The organism is Streptomyces sp. NPDC058001 (assembly GCF_042886315.1).
In the GTDB taxonomy this organism is placed as follows: domain Bacteria; phylum Actinomycetota; class Actinomycetes; order Streptomycetales; family Streptomycetaceae; genus Streptomyces.
Window position 1 is genome coordinate 509331 of sequence record NZ_JBHVQT010000002.1, and the last position, 19391, is coordinate 528721.

Sequence of the window (19391 nt, forward strand, 5' to 3'; positions counted from 1 at the left end):
CGTACGGCTGACTTTCGGTCGAAATGGGTGTCGGCTTACCGCCGGTAAAGCCATACCGCCAGCGGAATATGCCAGCCGGACGGCTGGATTCGGACTTGTGCGGGGGACGTGACAACATGCCGTCATGTCCTCCGCACTGACCGATCTCTTCCCACGCCCGATCGTGCAGGCGCCCATGGCGGGCGGCGTTTCCCGGCCCCAGCTCGCGGCGGCCGTCTCCGACGCGGGCGGGCTCGGATTTCTCGCCGCCGGTTACAAGACCGCCGACGGGATGTACGAGGAGATCAAGCAGGTGCGCGGCCTCACCGGGCGCCCCTTCGGTGTCAATCTGTTCCTGCCCCAGCCCGACCACGCCGACCCGGCGGCCATCGTCGTCTACCGTCACCAGCTCGCCGGCGAGGCCGCCTGGTACGAGACCCGGCTCGGCGACCCGGACGTCGGACTCGACGACGGCTATGTGGCCAAGCTGGCGATCCTGGTGGACGATCCGGTCCCGGTCGTCTCCTTCCACTTCGGCTGCCCCACCCGCGAGGTGGTGGAATCCCTCAAGCGGGTCGGCACCCTCACTCTCGTCACGGCCACCACGCCCGAGGAGGCGCAGACCGTGCAGTGGGTCGGCGCGGACGGTGTGATCGCGCAGGGCATCGAGGCGGGCGGCCACCAGGGCACCCACCGCGACAACGTCGAGAACGACGGCGCCGGGCTCGGACTGCTGACCCTCGTGTCACAGATCCGCGAGACCGCGCAGCTTCCGATCATCGCGGCCGGCGGGCTGATGCGCGGCTCCCAGATCGCCTCCGTCCTCGCGGCGGGCGCCGACGCCGCCCAGCTCGGCACCGCCTTCCTGATCACCCCCGAGTCGGGCGCCCACGTCCTGCACAAGCAGGCCCTCACGGACCCGCTGTTCAACCGCACCCGGCTCACCCGCGCCTTCTCGGGCCGCCCCGCGCGCGCCCTCGTCAACCGCTTCCTGCGCGAGCACGGCCCGTACGCGCCCGCTGCCTACCCGCAGATCCACCACCTCACCGCCGGACTGCGGAAGGCCGCCGCGAAGGCCGGGGATCCGCAGGGCATGGCGCTCTGGGCCGGGCAGGGCCACCGCCTCGCCCGTGAACTGCCCGCCGGGGAACTCGTCGAGGTGCTCACCGCCGAACTGGAGGCCGCGGGCGACGCGTTGGTGCTGCGGAGGGCTTCGTGACCGCTCCCGTCTTCGTCGTCGGACACTTCGACGCGGGTCCCGCCGGGCGCTATGTCCTGGATGGCGCCGAAGGGCGGCACGCCGTGTCCGTGAAGCGGCTGCGGCCCGGCGAGGACGTCGTCCTGACCGACGGGCACGGGCGCTGGGCGGAGTGTGTCGTGGTCGCCGCCGAGGGCAAGGACCGGCTTGTCGTCCACATGGACTCGATCGCCGAGGAACCCGAGGAGACCCCCCGGATCACCGTCGTCCAGGCGCTGCCCAAGGGCGACCGCGGGGAACTCGCCGTCGAGACCATGACCGAGACCGGCGTCGACGCGATCGTGCCGTGGTCCGCCGCCCGCTGTGTCACCCAGTGGCGGGGCGAGAGGGGCGTCAAGGCGCTCGGTAAGTGGCGCGCCACGGCACGCGAGTCCGGAAAACAGGCCCGCCGCGTCCGGTTCCCGGACATCGCGGAGCCGATGACCACCAAACAGGTCACCGCCCTGCTCGCCCGCGCCGATCTCGCGGCCGTCCTGCACGAGGACCGGGACTACCCGAGCGAGCCCCTGGCCACCGCCGAACTCCCCACGAGCGGCGAGATCGTGCTCGTCGTCGGCCCCGAGGGCGGCATCGCGCCCGAGGAACTGGACCAGTTCACCGGCGCCGGGGCAAAAGCGTACCGACTGGGGCGTAGCGTGCTGCGTACGTCGACCGCCGGGACCGCCGCCGGTGCCCTGCTGCTCGGCCGCACCGGCCGCTGGTCCTGAACCACCGGTCGTGAACCATCGCTGCTGAAAGCCGGTTCTGAACGGCCGGTCCTGAACTGCCTTCCGAGGAGGCCCCGTTGGAACTCGCCCAGGTGAGGCTGCTCGTCTCCGACTTCGCCGCCTGCTACCGCTTCTACGCCGACGTGCTCGGCCTCAAGCCGCAGTCGGGCGCGGTCGACGGACCGTACGAGAAGTTCAGCCCGCACACCGGCTCGGCGGGGATCGCGCTCCAGGACCGGGCGATGATGGCCGAGTTGCTCGGCGAACTCGCCGGGACCGCCGTCGGACACCGCTCCCTCGTCGTCCTGCGCGTGGAGGACCTGGACGCCTACTGCGAGCGCGTCACGGAACGCGGCGCCACCCTGCTCCAGGGCCCTTCCGCCATGACCGACCGGATGCGCGTCGCCCATCTCAAGGACCCCGAGGGCAATCTCGTCGAGTTGCAGGAGTGGCTGCTGCTGCGCGGCTGACCGCACCCGGATCCCGTACGGAACCCGTACCGGATCCCGTACCCGGGTCCCGTATACGACCCCCGCGCGCGTGACCCGGCAACTCACCGGAACCACTGTTCACAGGCGGTGTCGCTGCCTAGGGTGATCAGGTGACTCAGTCTGCGTACTTCCGGTTTCCCCATGTTCACGGTGAGTTGGTCGCCTTCACGGCCGAGGACGACGTGTGGATCGCGCCCCTCGACGGCTCACGCGCATGGCGGGTCAGCGCCGACAACATGCCCGTGAACCACCCCCGGATCTCCCCGGACGGCACCACCGTCGCCTGGTCGTCCACCCGCGACGGCGTCCCCGAGGTGCACATCGCGCCCGTCGACGGCGGCCCGTCCCGGCGGCTCACCCACTGGGGCAGCGACCGCACCTCCGTGCGCGGCTGGACCCCCGAAGGCCGCGCCCTCGCCATCAGCACCGTGGGCCAGGCGTCGCTGCGCCGCTCCTGGGCCCGCGCCGTCCCCCTCGACGGCGGCCCCGCCGACACCCTCCCGTACGGACCGGTCGGTGACGTCGCGTACGGCCCCGGCGGTCAGGTCGTGCTGCTCTCCGCGCCGATGGGACGCGAGGCCGCCTGGTGGAAGCGGTACCGGGGCGGCACCGCGGGCAAGCTCTGGATCGACCGGGAAGGCTCAGGCGAGTTCGTCCGGCTGCACGAAGGGCTCGACGGGAACATCGAGTACCCGATGTGGGTCGGCGAGCGCGTCGCGTTCCTCTCCGACCACGAAGGCGTCGGCGCCCTGTACTCGTCACTCGCCGACGGCTCCGACCTGCGCCGGCACACCGCCACCGACGGCTTCTACGCGCGCCACGCCGCCACCGACGGCACCCGCGTCGTGTACGCGTCCGCCGGTGAACTCTGGATCGTCGACACCCTCGACGGCCCCGAAACGCTCGACGGCACCCCCGGGACCGGCGCCCGGCGCCTCGACATCCGGCTCGGCGGACAGCGCACCGACCTCCAGCCGCACCCCGTCAACGCCGCCCGCTGGTTCGGCGCCGCGGCGCCCGACCACACCGGCCGCGGCAGCGCCCTCGCCGTACGCGGCGCCGTCCACTGGATCACCCACCGCGAAGGCCCCGCCCGCGCCCTGGCCGCCGAACCCGGTGTCCGCGCCCGGCTGCCCCGCACCTTCCGCGCCGACGGCGAGGAACACGTCGTCTGGGTCACCGACGCCGAGGGTGACGACGCCCTCGAATTCGCCCCCGCCACCGGCATCGCCCCCGGCGCAACCCCGCGCCGTCTCGCGGCCGGACAGCTCGGCCGGGTCCTGGCCCTCGCGATGGCACCGGACGGCAGCCGCGCCGCCGTCGCCTCGCACGACGGCCGGGTCCTGTTCGTGGAGCGCGCCACCGGCGAGGTCCGCGAGATCGACCGCGGCGAACACGGCGACGCCACCGGCCTGGTCTTCTCGCCCGACTCGGCCTGGCTCGCCTGGTCGCACGCCGGACCCAGCCCGCTGCGGCAGCTCAAGCTCGCCAACACCGCCGACCTGTCCGTCACCGAGGCGACCCCGCTGCGGTTCCGCGACTACGCGCCCGCGTTCACCACGGACGGCAAGCACCTCGCGTTCCTGTCCGCGCGCGCCTTCGACCCCGTCTACGACGAGCACGTCTTCGACCTCGCCTTCGTCGGCGGCTCCCGGCCGCATCTGATCACGCTCGCCGCGGTGACGCCTTCGCCGTTCGGACCGCAGCGCCACGGCCGCCCCTTCGAGACCCCCGACAAGGACGAGACCCCTGACAGCGAGGGCGCCCCCGTCACCCGTATCGACCTCGAAGGGCTCGCCGACCGGATCGTGCCGTTCCCCGTCGAGGCCGCCCGCTACACCACCCTGCGCGCCGCCAAGGACGGCATCCTGTGGCTGCGCCACCCGCTGCGCGGGGTACTCGGCGCATCCCGCGCGACCCCCGACGACCCGGACCCCAAGACCGACCTGGAGCGGTACGACCTCGTCCAGCAGCGGGTCGAGCATCTGGCGTCCGACGCCGACCACTTCGCCGTCAGCGGTGACGGCAAGCGGGTCCTGCTGTGGACCGACAGCAAGCTCAAGGTCGTCCCGAGCGACCGGCGCGCCTCGACCGACGACGACAGCGACACCAACATCACCGTCGACCTCGGCCGGGTCCGGCAGAGCGTCGACCCGGCCGCCGAGTGGCGCCAGATGTACGCCGAGACCGGCCGCCTGATGCGGGACAACTTCTGGCGGCCCGACCTCGGCGGCGTCGACTGGGACGGCGTACTCGACCGGTACCGGCCCGTCCTGGACCGCGTCGCCACCCACGACGACCTGGTGGACCTGCTCTGGGAGGTGCAGGGCGAACTCGGCACCTCGCACGCGTACATCAGGCCGACCGGCGGATGGGGCCACTCCGACACCCGGCTCGGGCTGCTCGGCGCGGACATCTCACGCACCGACGAGAGCGGTGACGAGGGTGCTGACGGTGCTCAGCGGCCCGGCGTCTGGCGGATCGACCGGATCCTGCCGTCCGAGACCTCCGACCCGCACGCCTACTCACCGCTCGCCGCACCCGGCGTCGCCGTGCGCCCTGGGGACGCCGTCGTCGCCGTCGCGGGACGGCCCGTGGACCCGGTGACCGGCCCGGGACCACTCCTCGTCGGCACCGCGGGCAAGCCCGTCGAACTCACCGTCTCGCCCGCCGGCGGCGGCGACCCCCGGCATGTCGTGGTCGTCCCGCTCGACGACGAGGAACCGCTGCGCTACCACGCCTGGGTCGCCGACCGGCGCGCCTATGTCCACGAGAAGTCCGGGGGCCGCCTGGGTTATCTCCATGTCCCCGACATGCAGGCGCCCGGCTGGGCCCAGATCCACCGGGACCTGCGGGTCGAGGTGGCCCGCGAGGGCCTGGTCGTGGACGTACGCGAGAACCGCGGCGGTCACACCTCGCAGCTGGTCATCGAGAAACTCGCGCGCCGGATCGTCGGCTGGGACCTGCCGCGCGGACTCCAGCCGTTCAGCTATCCGCAGGACGCACCGCGCGGGCCCGTGGTCGCCGTCGCCAACGAGTTCTCCGGCTCGGACGGCGACATCGTCAACGCGGCGATCAAGGCCCTCGGTATCGGGCCGGTCGTCGGCACCCGCACCTGGGGCGGCGTCATCGGCATCGACAGCCGCTACCGGCTGGTCGACGGCACCCTCGTCACCCAGCCCAAGTACGCGTTCTGGCTGGAGGGTTACGGCTGGGACGTCGAGAACCACGGCGTCGACCCGGACGTCGAGGTCGTCCAGACCCCGCAGGACCACGCGGCGGGCCGCGATCCGCAATTGGACGAGGCGATCCGGCTGGCGCTCGCGGCCCTCGCGGAGAACCCGGCCAAGACACCGCCGGAGCTGCCGCCCCTCGGCTGACCCGTCCCCGTACGGAAGGGGTGCCCGCGTCCCCGAGGAGCGGGCCCCCGGCGGCGGATAGCATGCCGACGTACCGTTCCGACCGTCGAGGAGGGCGTGACCGTGGCCGGAGAGCCGCAGGCCGACTGCCTGTTCTGCAAGATCGTCGCGGGAGACGTCCCGGCGACCGTCGTCCGCGAGACCGCGACGACCGTCGCCTTCCGCGACATCAACCCCCAGGCGCCGACCCATGTCCTGGTCATCCCGAGGGCGCACTACGCCGACGCCGCCTCGCTCGCCGCCGCCGAGCCGCAGATCGCCGCGGACATACTGCGCGAGGCCGCCGAGGTCGCCGCCCTGGACAAGGTCGACGCCACCGGTTTCCGTGTCGTCTTCAACACCGGGTCCGGCGCGGGCCAGACCGTGTTCCACGCGCACGCACACGTCCTGGGGGGCCGCGGCCTCCAGTGGCCTCCCGGCTGACCCGCCTTGTCCGTACGGGAACTCGTCGTCCTCGGCACCGCGAGCCAGGTGCCCACACGGCACCGCAACCACAACGGCTATCTGCTGCGCTGGGACGGCGAGGGCATCCTCTTCGACCCCGGCGAGGGCACCCAGCGCCAGATGCTGCGGGCCGGGGTCGCCGCCCACGACATCAACCGGATCTGTGTCACGCACTTCCACGGTGACCACGCGCTGGGGCTCGCCGGGGTGATCCAGCGCATCAACCTCGACCGGGTGCCGCACGAGGTGACGGTCCACTACCCGGTCTCGGGCCGGCGCTTCTTCGACCGCCTCCGGTACGCCACCGCGTACCGCGAGACGGTCCGTCTGACGGACTCACCGGTCCTGGCCGAAGGCCCGCTCGCCACCGCGCCCGGGTACCGCCTGGAGACGGCCCATCTCTCGCACCCGGTCGACGCGTACGGCTACCGCCTGATCGAGCCGGACAGCCGCCGGATGCTGCCCGCCCTGCTCGCCGAGCACGGCATCACGGGCCCGGACGTGGGCCGCCTGCAACGCGAGGGCACACTCCGGGGCGTCACGCTGGACGACGTCAGCGAGATCCGCGGGGGCCAGCGGTTCGCCTTCGTCATGGACACCCGCCTGTGCGAGGGCGTGTACGCGCTCGCGGCCGACTGCGACATGCTGGTCATCGAGTCGACGTTCCTGCGGCAGGACGAGCAACTGGCCGAGGACCACGGCCACTTGACGGCCGCCCAGGCGGCGGGCGTAGCGGTCGAGGTCGGGGTACGCCATCTGGTCCTGACCCACTTCAGCCAGCGCTACCCGGACCCGGCCGCCTTCGAGGAGGAGGCCAGGGACGCGGGCTTCACGGGCGAACTCACGGTGGCGGCGGACCTGATGAGGGTGTCGTTGCCCAAGAGGCGGCAGGAGCCGACTCACCCTTAGGCCGGGCAGCCCGGTCAGGCCGCTTGGGGCTCCGCGATCACCGTGGCCGCCGAGGCCGCGTACTGATGGGCCGGGTACGTCAGATAGCCCGCGTCGCCGCCCTCGTAGTACGTGGCCTCGTCCACGGGTGCGATCGGGAGGCCGGCGCGCAGCCGCTCGACCAGGTCGGGGTTGGAGATGAAGGAGCGGCCGAAGCTGATGAGTTCGGCGCCCAGGCCGAGCCAGCGGTCGGCGTCGTCGCGGCCCGTCAGCCGGGGGCCCATCGGGAGCGTCGGGTTCATGATGAGGGTGCCCGGCCACTGCCGGCGCAGGGCGACCAGGATGTCCTCGTCGGCGGTGGCCTCCAGGTGCACGTAGGCCAGGTCCAGGGGCGCCAGTTCGGCGAACAGCGCGGTGTAGAGGTCCAGGACCTCGGTCTCCTCGACGCCCCAGAACGAGGTGCCGGGCGAGAGCCGGATGCCGGTCCGCTCCGCGCCGACCGCCTCGACGGTGGCGGTGACCGCCTCCACGGCGAACCGGATCCGGTGGGCGATCGGGCCGCCGTACCGGTCCGTGCGCAGGTTGGCGTTGGACGAGAGGAACTGGGAGATCAAGTAGCCGTTGGCGCCGTGCAGTTCGACGCCGTCGAAGCCCGCGTCGATGCCGCGCCGGGCGGCCAGGGCGTACGACTCGGCGTGCTCGGGCACTTCGGCGGTGTCCAGGGCCCGGGGCATCGGGGCGGGCACGCGTCCGGTCGGGGTGAACACGTCGCCGACGGCGGGGACGGCCGAGGGGCCCACCGGCCGCGTACCGATGGTGTCGGGGTGCGAGACCCGGCCGCCGTGCATGATCTGGGCGAAGATCCGGCCACCGTTGGTGTGCACGGCATCGGTCACGGGCCGCCACGAGGCGACCTGCTCATCGGTGTACAGCCCCGGTGTCCCCGGGTTGGACTGCCCGATCAGGCTCGGCTGCACCCCTTCGCTCACGATCAGCCCGGCCGTGGCCCGCTGGGCGTAGTACGCCGCCATCGACGGCGTCGCCAGACCGCCGGCGGCGGCCCTGACCCGGGTCATCGGGGCCATGACCACCCGGTTGGGCAGCGTCAGCCCGTTGAGCCGGTGGCTGGTGAAGAGGGTCGTCACGTCAGGACTCCTTCGTAGCTCCCGTGCCCGGATCCCGGACACGGGAGCTACGCTAAAAGCTGACATTGACGTCAGGGGCAAGCGCTGTGACGCGGGTCACAGATGCGGATGGCGACCGGGAGGGCAGTGTGCGGATCGGGGAGTTGGCGTCGCGGGCCGGGGTGAGTGTCCGGTCGCTGCGCTATTACGAGGAGCAGGGGCTGCTCGCCAGCCGCCGCAGCGCGGGCGGGCAGCGGCACTACAAGGACTCGGACGTCGGGCGGATCGAGTTCATCCAGCAGCTGTACGCGGCGGGCCTGTCCAGCCGGGTCATCGCCGCGCTGCTGCCCTGCCGTGACGCGCCGAGCGAAGAGCACTCCGACGCGGCCCTGGAGCGCATGGCGCAGGAACGCGACCGGCTCACCCGCCACATCGCCGACCTGGTACGGACCCGGGACACCCTGGACGAGGTGATGGCGGTGGCCCGCGAGTACCGCGATCAGTTGGGGCGGGCAGCAGCGGACGCGGCTTAGATCCCGGTCTCCCACAGGGAGTCGCCGTTGCCCGGACGGGCCGCCGCCGCGATCCGGGTCACCGCTTCCGCCGACGGCAGGGCGTTCAGGCGGGTGCCGTCGCGCAGGCGGAGGGCGACCAGGTCGTCCGCGGCCTCCTTGGGGCCGATCACCGCCTGGTACGGGACGAGCCGGTCGGCCCGGATCCTGGCCCCCAGGGTGCCGTGCTCGGGGCCGGAGAGCCGGGCCCGCAGTCCCGCGTCCGCGCAGCGACGTACCAGGTCGGCGGCCTGTGGCGCCTCGGCCTCCGAGATCGGCAGCACCACCACCTGGGTGGGTGCGAGCCACGCCGGGAACGCCCCGCCGTGCCGCTCGATCAGATACGCCACGGCCCGCTCCACACTGCCGATGACGCTGCGGTGCACCATCACGGGCCGGTGCTTGGCGCCGTCCGCGCCGACATACCGGAGATCGAACTGTTCCGGCTGGTGGAAGTCGACCTGCACGGTCGACAGGGTGGCCTCGCGCCCCGCGCTGTCGGTGACCTGTACGTCGATCTTCGGACCGTAGAAGGCGGCCTCGCCCTCGACGGCTTCGTACGCCACTCCGGACCCGTCGAGTACGTCGGTCAGCAGCGCCGCCGACCGTTCCCACAGCGCGGGGTCGGCCACGTATTTGCCGCCGGGGCCCGGCAGCGACAGGCGGAAGCGGGCCGGGGTGATGCCGAGCGCCGCGTATGCCTCGCGGATGAGGTCCAGGGCGCCGCGTGCCTCGTCCGCGACCTGGTCCAGGGTGCAGAAGATGTGCGCGTCGTTGAGCTGGATCGCCCGTACGCGGGTCAGGCCGCCGAGCACACCCGACAGCTCGGCGCGGTACATGCCGCCCAACTCGGCCATACGGACGGGGAGTTCGCGGTAGCTGCGGGAACGGGAGCGGTACATCAGGGCGTGGTGCGGGCACAGACTCGGCCGCAGGACGAACTCTTCGCCGCCGAGGTCCATCGGAGGGAACATGTCCTCGCTGTAGTGGGACCAGTGCCCGGAGATCTCGTACAGCTCCCGCTTGCCGAGCACCGGCGAGTACACGTGCTGGTAGCCCGCGCGGCGCTCGGCGTCCCGGATGTACTCCTCCAGGGTGTGCCGGACTACGGCGCCGTCCGGTAGCCAGTAGGGGAGTCCCGCGCCGATCAGCGGGTCGGTGTCGAACAGGCCCAGTTCGCGGCCGAGTTTGCGGTGGTCGTACATGGTGGTCTCCTCGCGGTGGGGGCGAGTGACCACACGGCGAAGCCCCGGGGCACTCGCCCCGGGGCTTCGGACTCAGTCAGCAGTCAGCGCGCCGGGACACTCTCCGGCGTCGTCGTGTTGGCAGCGCGCTTCATGGGGTGGACGGTAGCAGTTACCTGCGGCGCTCGACCGGATATTGGCCTGCGGCCGGCTCCCCCTCCCGGGGCGGGGTGTGGCCTGCGGCCGGTTTCCCCTCCGGGGTGGTGGCCTGCGGCCTGCCTGTCGTGGGCGGGCGCGCGGAGGCTTGGCACCGCCGGGGTGCGCCGTTGTGGTGCTCGCCGTTGCGGCGGGAAAGAGGTGGCCTGCGGCCTGGCTGGCCCTGCGGGCGGGGAAGAGGTGGGTTGCGGCCCCGGCTGCCCCTGCGGGCGGGGCGGAGGTGGCTCCGGCCGGCTGCCCTGTGGGCCCGAGAGTGGGCTGTGGTCGGCTGCCCTCTGGACAGGGGGCTCCATTGACGGTGTCTGTTCGTGTATCTAGACTGTGTTCTCATGTGTGGACATCATCTGCATGACGAGACGGGGTCGGAATGAGCGTCACCGCGCGGCTGCGGGACGGGATGCGGCGTGGTGTCCTGTCCTTCCCGCTCACCAGCTTCCATGCCGACGGCACCCTCGACCTCGACGGCTTCCGTACCTATCTGGCGGGGCGGCTCGACGCCGCGCCCGGCGCCGTCTTCCCCGCCTGCGGCACCGGCGAGTTCTTCTCCCTGGACGAGGACGAGTACCGGCAGGTCGTCAGGGTCGCCGTCGAGGTGGCGGCGGGCCGGATGCCCGTGGTCGCGGGTACGGGCTACGGCTGGGCGCAGGCCGCCCGGTTCGCCCGTATCGCCGAGGAGGCGGGCGCCGACGCGGCGCTCGTCCTGCCGCACTACCTCGTCGACGCGCCCCAGGACGGCCTGGTCGGACAACTGGCCGAACTCGCCGCGCGCACCCGCCTGCCGCTCATCGCCTACCAGCGCGGACAGGTCACCTTCGACGCCGATTCGGTCCGCCGTATCGCCCGGATACCCGGCGTCATCGGGCTCAAGGACGGCCACAGCGACCTGGACCGGCTCCAGCGCCTCACCCTCGCGGCGCCCGACGGCTTCCTCTTCTTCAACGGCGCCGCCACCGCCGAGATCCAGGCCCGCGCGTACGCCACCGTCGGCGTCCCCGCCTACTCGTCGGCCGTCCATGCCTTCGCGCCCGAGATCGCCGACGCCTTCTTCGCGGCGCTGCACGGCGGCGACGACGCAGGCGTCGAGAAGCTGCTGCGTGACTTCTATGTGCCGCTGGTCGAGCTGCGGGACCGGGTGCCCGGCTACTCCGTGTCGCTGGTGAAGGCCGCCGCCCGGCTGCGCGGATGTCCCGTGGGGCCCGTACGGGCGCCGCTCACCGATCCGTCCGACGCCCATCTCGGGGAGCTGGAGAACCTGCTCGACACCGGGCTCGCCCTGGTCGGAGCGGCCCGATGAGCGCCGGAGCCCCGCTGAACACGAGCATCGCCGAGGTACGTCTCACCCCGATCCTCGTGGCCGATCCGCCGCTCCTCAACACGCAGGGTGTCCACCAGCCTTACACGCCCCGTCTGATCGTGGAGGTGGTCACGGAGGACGGCATCACCGGCGTCGGCGAGACCTACGGAGACGCCAAATACCTTGAACTCGCCCGGCCGTTCGCCGCCGCGCTGGCTGGTCATCAACTCTCCGACCTCAACGGGTTGTTCACGGTCATGAACAACGTGTCCGTGGATGCCTCCCGGGTCGACCACGCCGTCGACGTCGGCGGACTGCGCGGTGTGCAGACGGCCGACAAACTGCGGCTGTCCGTTGTCTCCGGTTTCGAGGTCGCCTGCCTCGACGCGCTCGGCAAGACTCTCGGCCTGCCCGTGCACGCGCTGCTCGGCGGGAAGGTCCGGGACAGGGTCGAGTACAGCGCCTATCTCTTCTACAAATGGGGCGCCCACCCCGAGGGCGTGGCGGCCGAGGCCGACGACTGGGGCGAGGCGATCGATCCGGCCGGAGTCGTCGCCCAGGCACGGAAGTTCACCGAGCGGTACGGCTTCACGTCCTTCAAGCTCAAGGGTGGTGTCTTCCCGCCGGACGCGGAGATCGCCGCCGTCCGCGCACTCGCCGACGCCTTCCCCGGACACCCGCTGCGGCTGGACCCCAACGGTGCCTGGTCCGTGGCGACCTCGCTCAGGGTCGCCGGCGAACTCGGGGACGTACTCGAATACTTGGAGGACCCGGCGCTCGGCACGCCCGCCATGGCGGAGGTCGCGGCGGGGACGTCGGTGCCGCTGGCGACCAACATGTGCGTGACGACGGTGGACGAGATCGCGGAGGCGTTCACGCGCGGCGCCGTACAGGTCGTCCTCTCCGACCACCACTACTGGGGCGGGCTGGGCAGAACCCGTGAACTGGCCGCGATCTGCCGGGCGTTCGGGGTGGCCGTCTCCATGCACTCCAACACCCACCTCGGGATCAGCCTCGCCGCGATGACGCAGGTCGCCGCCACCGTCCCCGAACTGCGTCACGCGTGCGACTCGCACTACCCCTGGCAGTCCGAGGACGTCCTCACCGAACGCGTCGCCTTCGTGGACGGCGCGGTGCCGGTCTCCGACGCGCCGGGACTCGGCGTCACGCTCGACCGCGACCGGCTCGCCGCGCTGCACGCGCGGTGGCGGGACGACGCGCACCGTCATCTGCGGGACCGGGACGACGGCGCGGCGATGCGGGTCGCCGAGCCGGGGTGGACCGCGCCCCGGGTCCCGCGCTGGTGAGGGTGATGACCTGAATGCTGAGGGCCATGACCCGAGTGCTGAGGGACATGACCCGAGTGGCTCAGGCCGAGTGCCGGAAGCCGATCGTGGGGACCGCCCTGCGCAGCGGCCACGGGCGGGAGGTGGCGGGGAGCAGGGCCTCCAGGAAGGCGTAGCGCGTGAGGGCGGTCGGGTCCTGGTCCTCGTACTGCTGGACCCGCCGCCACCACGCCGCGATCTCCGACCAGCCGGGCGCCGACAGGGAACCGCCGAAGTCCTGCACCGACAGGGCCGCCGTCAGGCCCGCGAAGGCCAGCCGGTCGGCCAGCGGCCAGCCCGCGAGCGTGCCGGTCACGAAGCCGGCCACGAACACGTCGCCCGCGCCCGTCGGGTCCAGCGCCGCGACGCGGATCGCGGGTACCTCGGCGGACTCGCCGGTACGGCCGTCCACGGCGTACGCGCCCTCCGCGCCGAGCGTGACCACGGCCAGCGGCACCCGTTCGCCCAGGGCGTGCGCGGCGGCGCGGGGGCAGTCGGTACGGGTGTAGCGCATCGCCTCCTCGGCGTTCGGCAGGAACGCCTCGCAGTGCTCCAGGTCCGCCAGGCCCGACAGGTCCCAGCGGCCCGTGTCGTCCCAGCCGACGTCCGCGAAGATCCGGGTGCCCTCGCGGGCGGCCTCGGCGATCCAGGGGGCCGTGGTGCCCGGGGTGAGCGCGGCGACGGCGGCACGCGCGCGGGGCGGGCGGTCCGGCGCCGGCTCCTCCGGGGGCGGCTCGTGCCCGTGGGACACCATCGTGCGCTCACCCTCGTACGCCATGGAGACGGTGACGGGGGAGTGCCAGTGCGGGACGGTACGGGACGTGGCCAGGTCGATGCCCTCGCCCTGCTCCAGGGCGTCCCAGCAGTACTCGCCGTAGTGGTCGTCGCCGAACGCGGCGGCCAGCGACGTACGCAGCCCCAGGCGGGCGAGGGCCGTGGCCATGTTGGCGATGCCGCCCGGACTGGAGCCCATGCCCCGGGCCCAGGACTCGGTGCCGCGTACCGGGGCGGAGTCGAGGCCGGTGAAGATGATGTCCAGGAAAACCGTGCCGGTGAGATACACGTCCCAGGGCGGATCCCCCGGCGCACGAACCCCCACAAGCGGATCGACGTGGGCGCGCCCCCACAGATCATCATCGGTCACGGTCGAACACCCCCTGGCGGGACTTCCACAGAACGCCCCCAGTGTGCCGGACACATCCCCCGACCCCTCGCTACCGCGAGGAGCAAACCCGCGCTTGCGCCGCAGGGCCGCACAGCTTCCGGGCAGCGGCGCCAGGCCACGACGGTACCGAGCCTCCCCTCCCGGCCCCGGGTCCGGGACCAACCGGTCTCGCCGAGCCCCACAGGGATGACACCCCTACGCAAAGCCCCCGACACGGAAACCGCCGCGAAGCCCCTCCGCACCCCCCGCGCGAACCGGCGCGGAGCCCCCCGCAGGGGTAGCCCGCTCTCCCCGGCGCGACGCCCCCCGGCGCCGGGGATACCGCACCGTCCCGCCAGGCCCCGCAGGGGTGGCGGCCCCGGGCGCAAAGCCCCTGCACGGGTCACCCGTCCCGAGGGCGAAGCCTCCGGCAGGGGAACAGGCGTGGAGCCCCTCCGGCAGGAGCCTCGCCTCCGGCGTAGTTCCCCCGGCAGGGAAGTCGGCGCGGAGCCCTCCGGCAGGTGCCCCGCCTCCGGCGTGATTCCCCCGGCAGGGGGAAGGTGTGCCCTCCGCCCCGGCGTAAGGCTCCCCCCGCAAGGGGGTGGCCCCGTCTCCCCGGTGCGACGCCCCCCGGGGCCGGCGGCACCGCCCCGTCTCGTCGAGCCCCGCAGGGATGGCGCCCCCGGCGCAAAGCCCCTGCACGGGTCACCCGTCCCGAGGGCGAAGCCCCCGGTAGGGGAACCGGCGCAAAGCCCCCCGCAGGGGTCCCCGCCCGCAGGGCGAAGCCCCCCGCAGGGGAGAGGGGCGGGTGGGTGGGGGTGAAAAAAGACGGGGCTGTGTCGGTGGGGCGTCGTACGCTGGGCAGTACACAGGTCAACCCAGCGGTCAGCGGCCCCGCATCGAGGAGGATGAGCAGGCCACAGAGCCGGCCCATGACGCAGACACCCACAGCTCACGACCCCGCGAGGGGACAGGCGCACGCCCGCTTCACCGTCCCGGCAAAGCACCCGATGGTGACCGTCCTCGGTTCCGGTGACGCCCTTCTGCGTGTGATCGAGACGGCCTTCCCGGCGGCCGACATTCACGTCCGGGGCAATGAGATCAGCGCCGTCGGCGACGCCCCGGAGGTCGCCCTCATCCAGCGCCTGTTCGACGAGATGATGCTGGTGCTCCGCACCGGACAGCCGATGACGGAGGACGCCGTGGAACGATCGATCGCGATGCTCAGAGCCAGTGAGAACGGGGAGGGTGACGGGCCGGAGACCCCCGCGGAGGTGCTCACCCAGAACATCCTCTCCTCCCGTGGCCGCACCATCCGCCCCAAGACCCTCAACCAGAAGCGTTACGTGGACGCGATCGACAAGCACACGATCGTGTTCGGCATCGGCCCGGCCGGCACCGGCAAGACGTACCTCGCCATGGCCAAGGCCGTGCAGGCGCTCCAGTCCAAGCAGGTCACCCGCATCATCCTCACCCGCCCCGCGGTCGAGGCGGGCGAGCGCCTGGGCTTCCTGCCGGGCACGCTCTACGAGAAGATCGACCCGTATCTGCGCCCGCTCTACGACGCGCTGCACGACATGCTCGACCCGGACTCCATCCCCCGTCTGATGGCCGCCGGCACCATCGAGGTCGCCCCCCTCGCGTACATGCGTGGCCGTAGCCTCAACGACGCGTTCATCATTCTCGACGAGGCCCAGAACACGAACCCCGAGCAGATGAAGATGTTCCTCACCCGCCTCGGCTTCGACTCGAAGATTGTGGTCACGGGCGACGTCACCCAGGTCGACCTGCCGAACGGCACGAAGTCCGGTCTGCGCCAGGTGCAGGACATCCTCGAAGGCGTGGACGACGTCCACTTCTCCCGGCTCACCTCGCAGGATGTCGTACGGCACAAGCTGGTCGGCCGTATCGTCGACGCCTACGAGAAGTACGACAACGAGAACGGCACGGAGAACGGCTCCCGCCGCAACGGCAGCAGAGGGAAGTAGACCAGCACCGTCATGTCGATCGACGTCAACAACGAATCCGGTACCGAGGTCGACGAGCAGGCGATCCTCGACATCGCGCGCTACGCCCTCGCGCGCATGCGCATCCACCCCCTCTCGGAACTGTCGGTGATCGTCGTCGACACCGAGGCGATGGAGCAGTTGCACATCCAGTGGATGGACCTGCCAGGCCCCACGGACGTGATGTCCTTCCCGATGGACGAGCTGCGTCCGCCGACGAAGGACGACGACGAGCCCCCGCAGGGTCTCCTCGGCGACATCGTGCTCTGCCCCGAGGTCGCCGAGCGGCAGGGCCGCGAGGCCGACACGCAGCACTCCATGGACGAGGAACTGCACCTCCTCACCGTCCACGGAGTGCTGCACCTGCTGGGTTACGACCACGAGGAAGCCGACGAGAAGGCCGAGATGTTCGGCCTCCAGTCGGCCATCGTCGACGGCTGGCGCGCGGAGAAGGGCCTCACCGGCCCTTCCCCGGCGCCCACCGTCTCGTAGCGCCGTGAGCGTCCAACTGATCCTCGGCGCCGTCCTGTTGGTCGTCGTGGCGTGGCTCGCCGCCTGTGCGGAGGCGGGCCTCGCCCGGGTCTCCAGCTTCCGCGCCGAGGAAGCCGTCCGCGGTGGCCGGCGCGGCAGCGCCAAGCTCGCCCAGGTCGCCGCCGACCCCACCCGCTATCTCAACGTCGCCCTGCTGGTCCGCGTCGCCTGCGAAATGGCCGCGGCGGCCCTGGTGACGTACGCCTGCCTCAAGGAGTTCGACCAGACCTGGGAGGCGCTGCTCCTCGCCATCGGCGTGATGGTCCTCGTGTCGTACGTCGCCGTCGGCGTCTCGCCGCGCACCATCGGCCGCCAGCACCCGCTGAACACGGCCACGGCCGCCGCGTACGTCCTGCTGCCGCTGGCCCGCGTCATGGGACCGATCCCGCCGCTGCTCATCCTCATCGGCAACGCGCTCACGCCCGGCAAGGGCTTCCGGCGCGGGCCGTTCGCGTCGGAGGCCGAGCTGCGCGCGATGGTCGACCTGGCCGAGAAGGAGTCCCTCATCGAGGACGAGGAGCGCCGTATGGTGCACTCCGTCTTCGAACTCGGCGACACCCTCGTCCGGGAGGTCATGGTGCCGCGTACCGACCTCGTCGTCATCGAGCGGTACAAGACGATCCGGCAGGCCCTCACCCTCGCGCTGCGCTCCGGTTTCTCACGGATTCCGGTGACCGGCGAGAGCGAGGACGACATCGTCGGCGTGGTGTACCTCAAGGACCTGGCCCGCAAGACGCACATCAGCCGGGACGCCGAGTCGGAACTGGTGTCCACGGCGATGCGCCCGGCCACCTTCGTACCGGACACGAAGAACGCCGGTGATCTGCTGCGCGAGATGCAGCAGGAGCGCAATCACGTCGCCGTCGTCATCGACGAGTACGGCGGCACGGCCGGCATCGTCACCATCGAGGACATCCTGGAGGAGATCGTCGGCGAGATCACCGACGAGTACGACCGGGAACTGCCGCCCGTGGAGAACCTCGGCGACGGCCGGTACCGCGTGACGGCCCGCCTCGACATCGGCGACCTCGGCGAGCTGTACGGCCTTGAGGCGTACGACGACGAGGACGTGGAGACCGTGGGCGGGCTGCTGGCGAAGGCGCTCGGACGGGTGCCGATCGCCGGGGCGTCGGCGCCGGTGAGACTGCCGGACCGGCGGGAACTGCTCCTCACCGCCGAGTCCGCCGCCGGGCGCCGCAACAAGATCGTGACGGTGCTGGTGGAGCCGAAAGGGGCGGCGGGGTGAGGGGTGGGATGACGCCGCCCGAGCTGCGGGCGCTCTGCCTCTCCTTCAACGCCGCCGTCGAGGACTTCCCCTTCGGTCCCGACGCGTCGGTGTTCAAGGTCCAGGGCAAGATGTTCGCCCTGACCCGGCTCGACGGTGAGCCGCTGACCGTCAATCTCAAATGCGACCCGGACGACGCGGTACGGCTGCGCGGGGAGCATCCGGGGGCCGTCGTGCCGGGGTGGCACATGAACAAGCGGCACTGGAACACCGTGACGGTGGGGAAGTTGCCGGCCCGGTTCGTGCGGGAACTGGTCGAGGACTCCTACGACTTGGTGGTGGCGGGTCTGCCGCGCGCGGACCGGCTGCGCCTGGACCGGCCGTGACTTCGTATGCTCGCAGCATGACCGAGATCAGCGAGCTGGACCCCGAGGACCGCAAGATCGTCACCCTGGCCCGTTCGGCACGGGCGCGCAACGGGGTGCCCGAGGGGGCGGCCGTACGGGACGAGACGGGCCGCACCTATGTGGCCGGAACGGTGGCGCTGGAATCCCTCCAGCTGAGCGCGTTGCGGACGGCGGTGGCGATGGCCGTGGCGTCCGGGGCGACCTCCCTGGAAGCCGCCGCCGTGGTCACAACGTCCCCGACCCTCCCCCCGGAGGACCGAGCAGCGGTATCCGACCTGGGCACCCCGGCCACCCCGATCCACGTGGCCGCTCCGGACGGAACCCTCCACCCGACGCCCTGACCCCGGCTTTTGCGGTCGGCGGAAGCAATCCCCCGAGGGATCGGGCGGCGGGACTGCCCCGCACCGGCGCACACCGGTCAGGGCGCCCCCGGCGACAGGGTTGGTTTTGGCCAAAGGTTGGCCCCCCGCTCACGCCCCTTGTAATCCCATGGCGCTCGCGGGTCAATGGAGCGCACTTCAGTTGACGGACCGTCAGTTCGGCGGCGCGTGCCGCACCCCGCGCGCCGAACCGGTCTGGTCCACCCCCCGGCACATGGCTCTCCCAATTCGGGAAGGGGAACAATGACACACAAGCGAATCGGCCTCGGTGCGGCACTCGGGGCCGGAGTTCTCGCGGCGACCGCCCTGGCGGCGGCGCCCACCGCGGCGGCGGTGACTCCGACGACGGCGACCGCGGAGTACAACTGCGGTCTCTACGGCGGTGGCGAAGCCACCCTCACGGCCACCCAGAGCGGCACCTCGGCCACCATCAAGCTGACGTCGTCCGAGATCACCACACCGATCGCCGTCGCCGCAGACACCGTGAACGCCACGCTCACCCTCGCGAAGGCAGGCGGCGGCACCAGAACGTTCACCGGCACGAAGAACCCCGCGATGGTCGCACGGGGCGGTGTCGCGGTCGGACCCCTGTCCGGCACCGTCGCGGCCGGTGACAGCCTCAACGCGAATCCCGGCTCCATGACGATGGTGATCTTCGGGATCTCGGTGACCTGTACCTCCACCGGCCTCCAGTCGCCCGGCCCCTTCGTCTTCTGAGGGTTCTCAAGGCCGGGCCCAGCTCGTACCAGTGATCACTGACCAGTGACCGGTGCCGTCCCGGGCGGTACCGGTCACTGCGCTGCCCGGGAGTCGACGCC

18 protein-coding genes are annotated in these 19391 nt (G+C 72.0%); 15 read left to right on the forward strand and 3 right to left on the reverse strand.

Features of this window, described 5'->3' with window-relative positions; all coding sequences use genetic code 11:
• Positions 1-124: 124 nt before the first annotated feature.
• The 6 genes from ACFVT5_RS05680 to ACFVT5_RS05705 all read left to right on the forward strand — a co-directional run bounded on the left by ACFVT5_RS05680 (position 125) and on the right by ACFVT5_RS05705 (position 7207).
• Positions 125-1198 carry a nitronate monooxygenase gene (locus ACFVT5_RS05680; RefSeq protein ID WP_389881739.1) on the forward strand — a complete coding sequence of 358 codons (1074 nt, stop codon included), beginning with the start codon at positions 125-127 and terminating at the stop codon, positions 1196-1198.
• Positions 1195-1944, forward strand: a complete 750-nt coding sequence (locus tag ACFVT5_RS05685) for a 16S rRNA (uracil(1498)-N(3))-methyltransferase (protein ID WP_389881741.1) — start codon at positions 1195-1197, stop codon at positions 1942-1944. The genes ACFVT5_RS05680 and ACFVT5_RS05685 overlap by 4 nt, the downstream gene beginning before the upstream one ends.
• A 77-nt stretch (positions 1945-2021) precedes the next feature.
• On the forward strand, positions 2022-2414 hold the full coding sequence (locus ACFVT5_RS05690) for a VOC family protein (RefSeq protein WP_389881743.1): 393 nt from the start codon (positions 2022-2024) through the stop codon (positions 2412-2414).
• 131 nt (positions 2415-2545) lie between these two features.
• A complete protein-coding gene (locus tag ACFVT5_RS05695; RefSeq protein ID WP_389881744.1) occupies positions 2546-5815 on the forward strand; it encodes a S41 family peptidase in 3270 nt (1089 codons plus the stop codon).
• Between the two features lie 102 nt (positions 5816-5917).
• Entirely contained in the window at positions 5918-6277 is a 360-nt protein-coding gene (locus ACFVT5_RS05700; RefSeq protein ID WP_389882095.1) for a histidine triad nucleotide-binding protein, read from the forward strand.
• Between the two features lie 6 nt (positions 6278-6283).
• Positions 6284-7207 carry a ribonuclease Z gene (locus tag ACFVT5_RS05705; protein WP_389881746.1) on the forward strand — a complete coding sequence of 308 codons (924 nt, stop codon included), beginning with the start codon at positions 6284-6286 and terminating at the stop codon, positions 7205-7207.
• Positions 7208-7221: 14 nt separating this feature from the next.
• Here ACFVT5_RS05705 and ACFVT5_RS05710 read toward each other — a convergent pair whose 3' ends face one another.
• A complete protein-coding gene (locus ACFVT5_RS05710; protein WP_389881748.1) occupies positions 7222-8331 on the reverse strand; it encodes an alkene reductase in 1110 nt (369 codons plus the stop codon).
• Between the two features lie 128 nt (positions 8332-8459).
• On the opposite strand from ACFVT5_RS05710, the gene ACFVT5_RS05715 reads away from it, so the two are divergent.
• Positions 8460-8843, forward strand: coding sequence for a MerR family transcriptional regulator (locus ACFVT5_RS05715; RefSeq protein ID WP_389882097.1), 384 nt, complete (start codon positions 8460-8462; stop codon positions 8841-8843).
• On the opposite strand, the gene thrS is transcribed toward ACFVT5_RS05715, so the two are convergent.
• The gene (gene thrS / locus ACFVT5_RS05720; RefSeq protein ID WP_389881750.1) at positions 8840-10066 is read right to left on the reverse strand and encodes a threonine--tRNA ligase; all 1227 of its coding nucleotides are present in this window, start codon (positions 10064-10066) and stop codon (positions 8840-8842) included. The genes ACFVT5_RS05715 and thrS overlap by 4 nt on opposite strands.
• A 562-nt stretch (positions 10067-10628) precedes the next feature.
• Between thrS and ACFVT5_RS05725 the strand changes: the two genes are divergently transcribed.
• Positions 10629-11555 carry a 5-dehydro-4-deoxyglucarate dehydratase gene (locus ACFVT5_RS05725; RefSeq protein ID WP_389881752.1) on the forward strand — a complete coding sequence of 309 codons (927 nt, stop codon included), beginning with the start codon at positions 10629-10631 and terminating at the stop codon, positions 11553-11555.
• Positions 11552-12862: a glucarate dehydratase family protein gene (locus ACFVT5_RS05730; RefSeq protein WP_389881754.1), complete on the forward strand. Its 1311-nt coding sequence runs from the start codon at positions 11552-11554 to the stop codon at positions 12860-12862. The genes ACFVT5_RS05725 and ACFVT5_RS05730 overlap by 4 nt, the downstream gene beginning before the upstream one ends.
• Positions 12863-12923: 61 nt before the next feature.
• On the opposite strand, the gene ACFVT5_RS05735 is transcribed toward ACFVT5_RS05730, so the two are convergent.
• A complete protein-coding gene (locus tag ACFVT5_RS05735) occupies positions 12924-14024 on the reverse strand; it encodes a carbohydrate kinase family protein (RefSeq protein ID WP_389881756.1) in 1101 nt (366 codons plus the stop codon).
• Positions 14025-14956: 932 nt separating this feature from the next.
• Here ACFVT5_RS05735 and ACFVT5_RS05740 point away from each other — a divergent pair.
• The 6 genes from ACFVT5_RS05740 (at position 14957) to ACFVT5_RS05765 (ending at position 19290) form a co-directional block, all read left to right on the forward strand.
• Entirely contained in the window at positions 14957-16012 is a 1056-nt protein-coding gene (locus ACFVT5_RS05740) for a PhoH family protein (protein ID WP_389881758.1), read from the forward strand.
• 12 nt (positions 16013-16024) lie between these two features.
• A complete protein-coding gene (gene ybeY, locus ACFVT5_RS05745; RefSeq protein WP_389881760.1) occupies positions 16025-16522 on the forward strand; it encodes an rRNA maturation RNase YbeY in 498 nt (165 codons plus the stop codon).
• Between the two features lie 4 nt (positions 16523-16526).
• Complete coding sequence (locus ACFVT5_RS05750; protein WP_389881762.1) at positions 16527-17807, forward strand: hemolysin family protein; 1281 nt, start codon at positions 16527-16529, stop codon at positions 17805-17807.
• Between the two features lie 8 nt (positions 17808-17815).
• Entirely contained in the window at positions 17816-18172 is a 357-nt protein-coding gene (locus ACFVT5_RS05755; RefSeq protein ID WP_389881764.1) for an MmcQ/YjbR family DNA-binding protein, read from the forward strand.
• Between the two features lie 17 nt (positions 18173-18189).
• Positions 18190-18534, forward strand: a complete 345-nt coding sequence (locus ACFVT5_RS05760; protein ID WP_389881766.1) for a cytidine deaminase — start codon at positions 18190-18192, stop codon at positions 18532-18534.
• Positions 18535-18816: 282 nt separating this feature from the next.
• A complete protein-coding gene (locus tag ACFVT5_RS05765; protein WP_389881768.1) occupies positions 18817-19290 on the forward strand; it encodes a hypothetical protein in 474 nt (157 codons plus the stop codon).
• Positions 19291-19391: the final 101 nt, after the last annotated feature.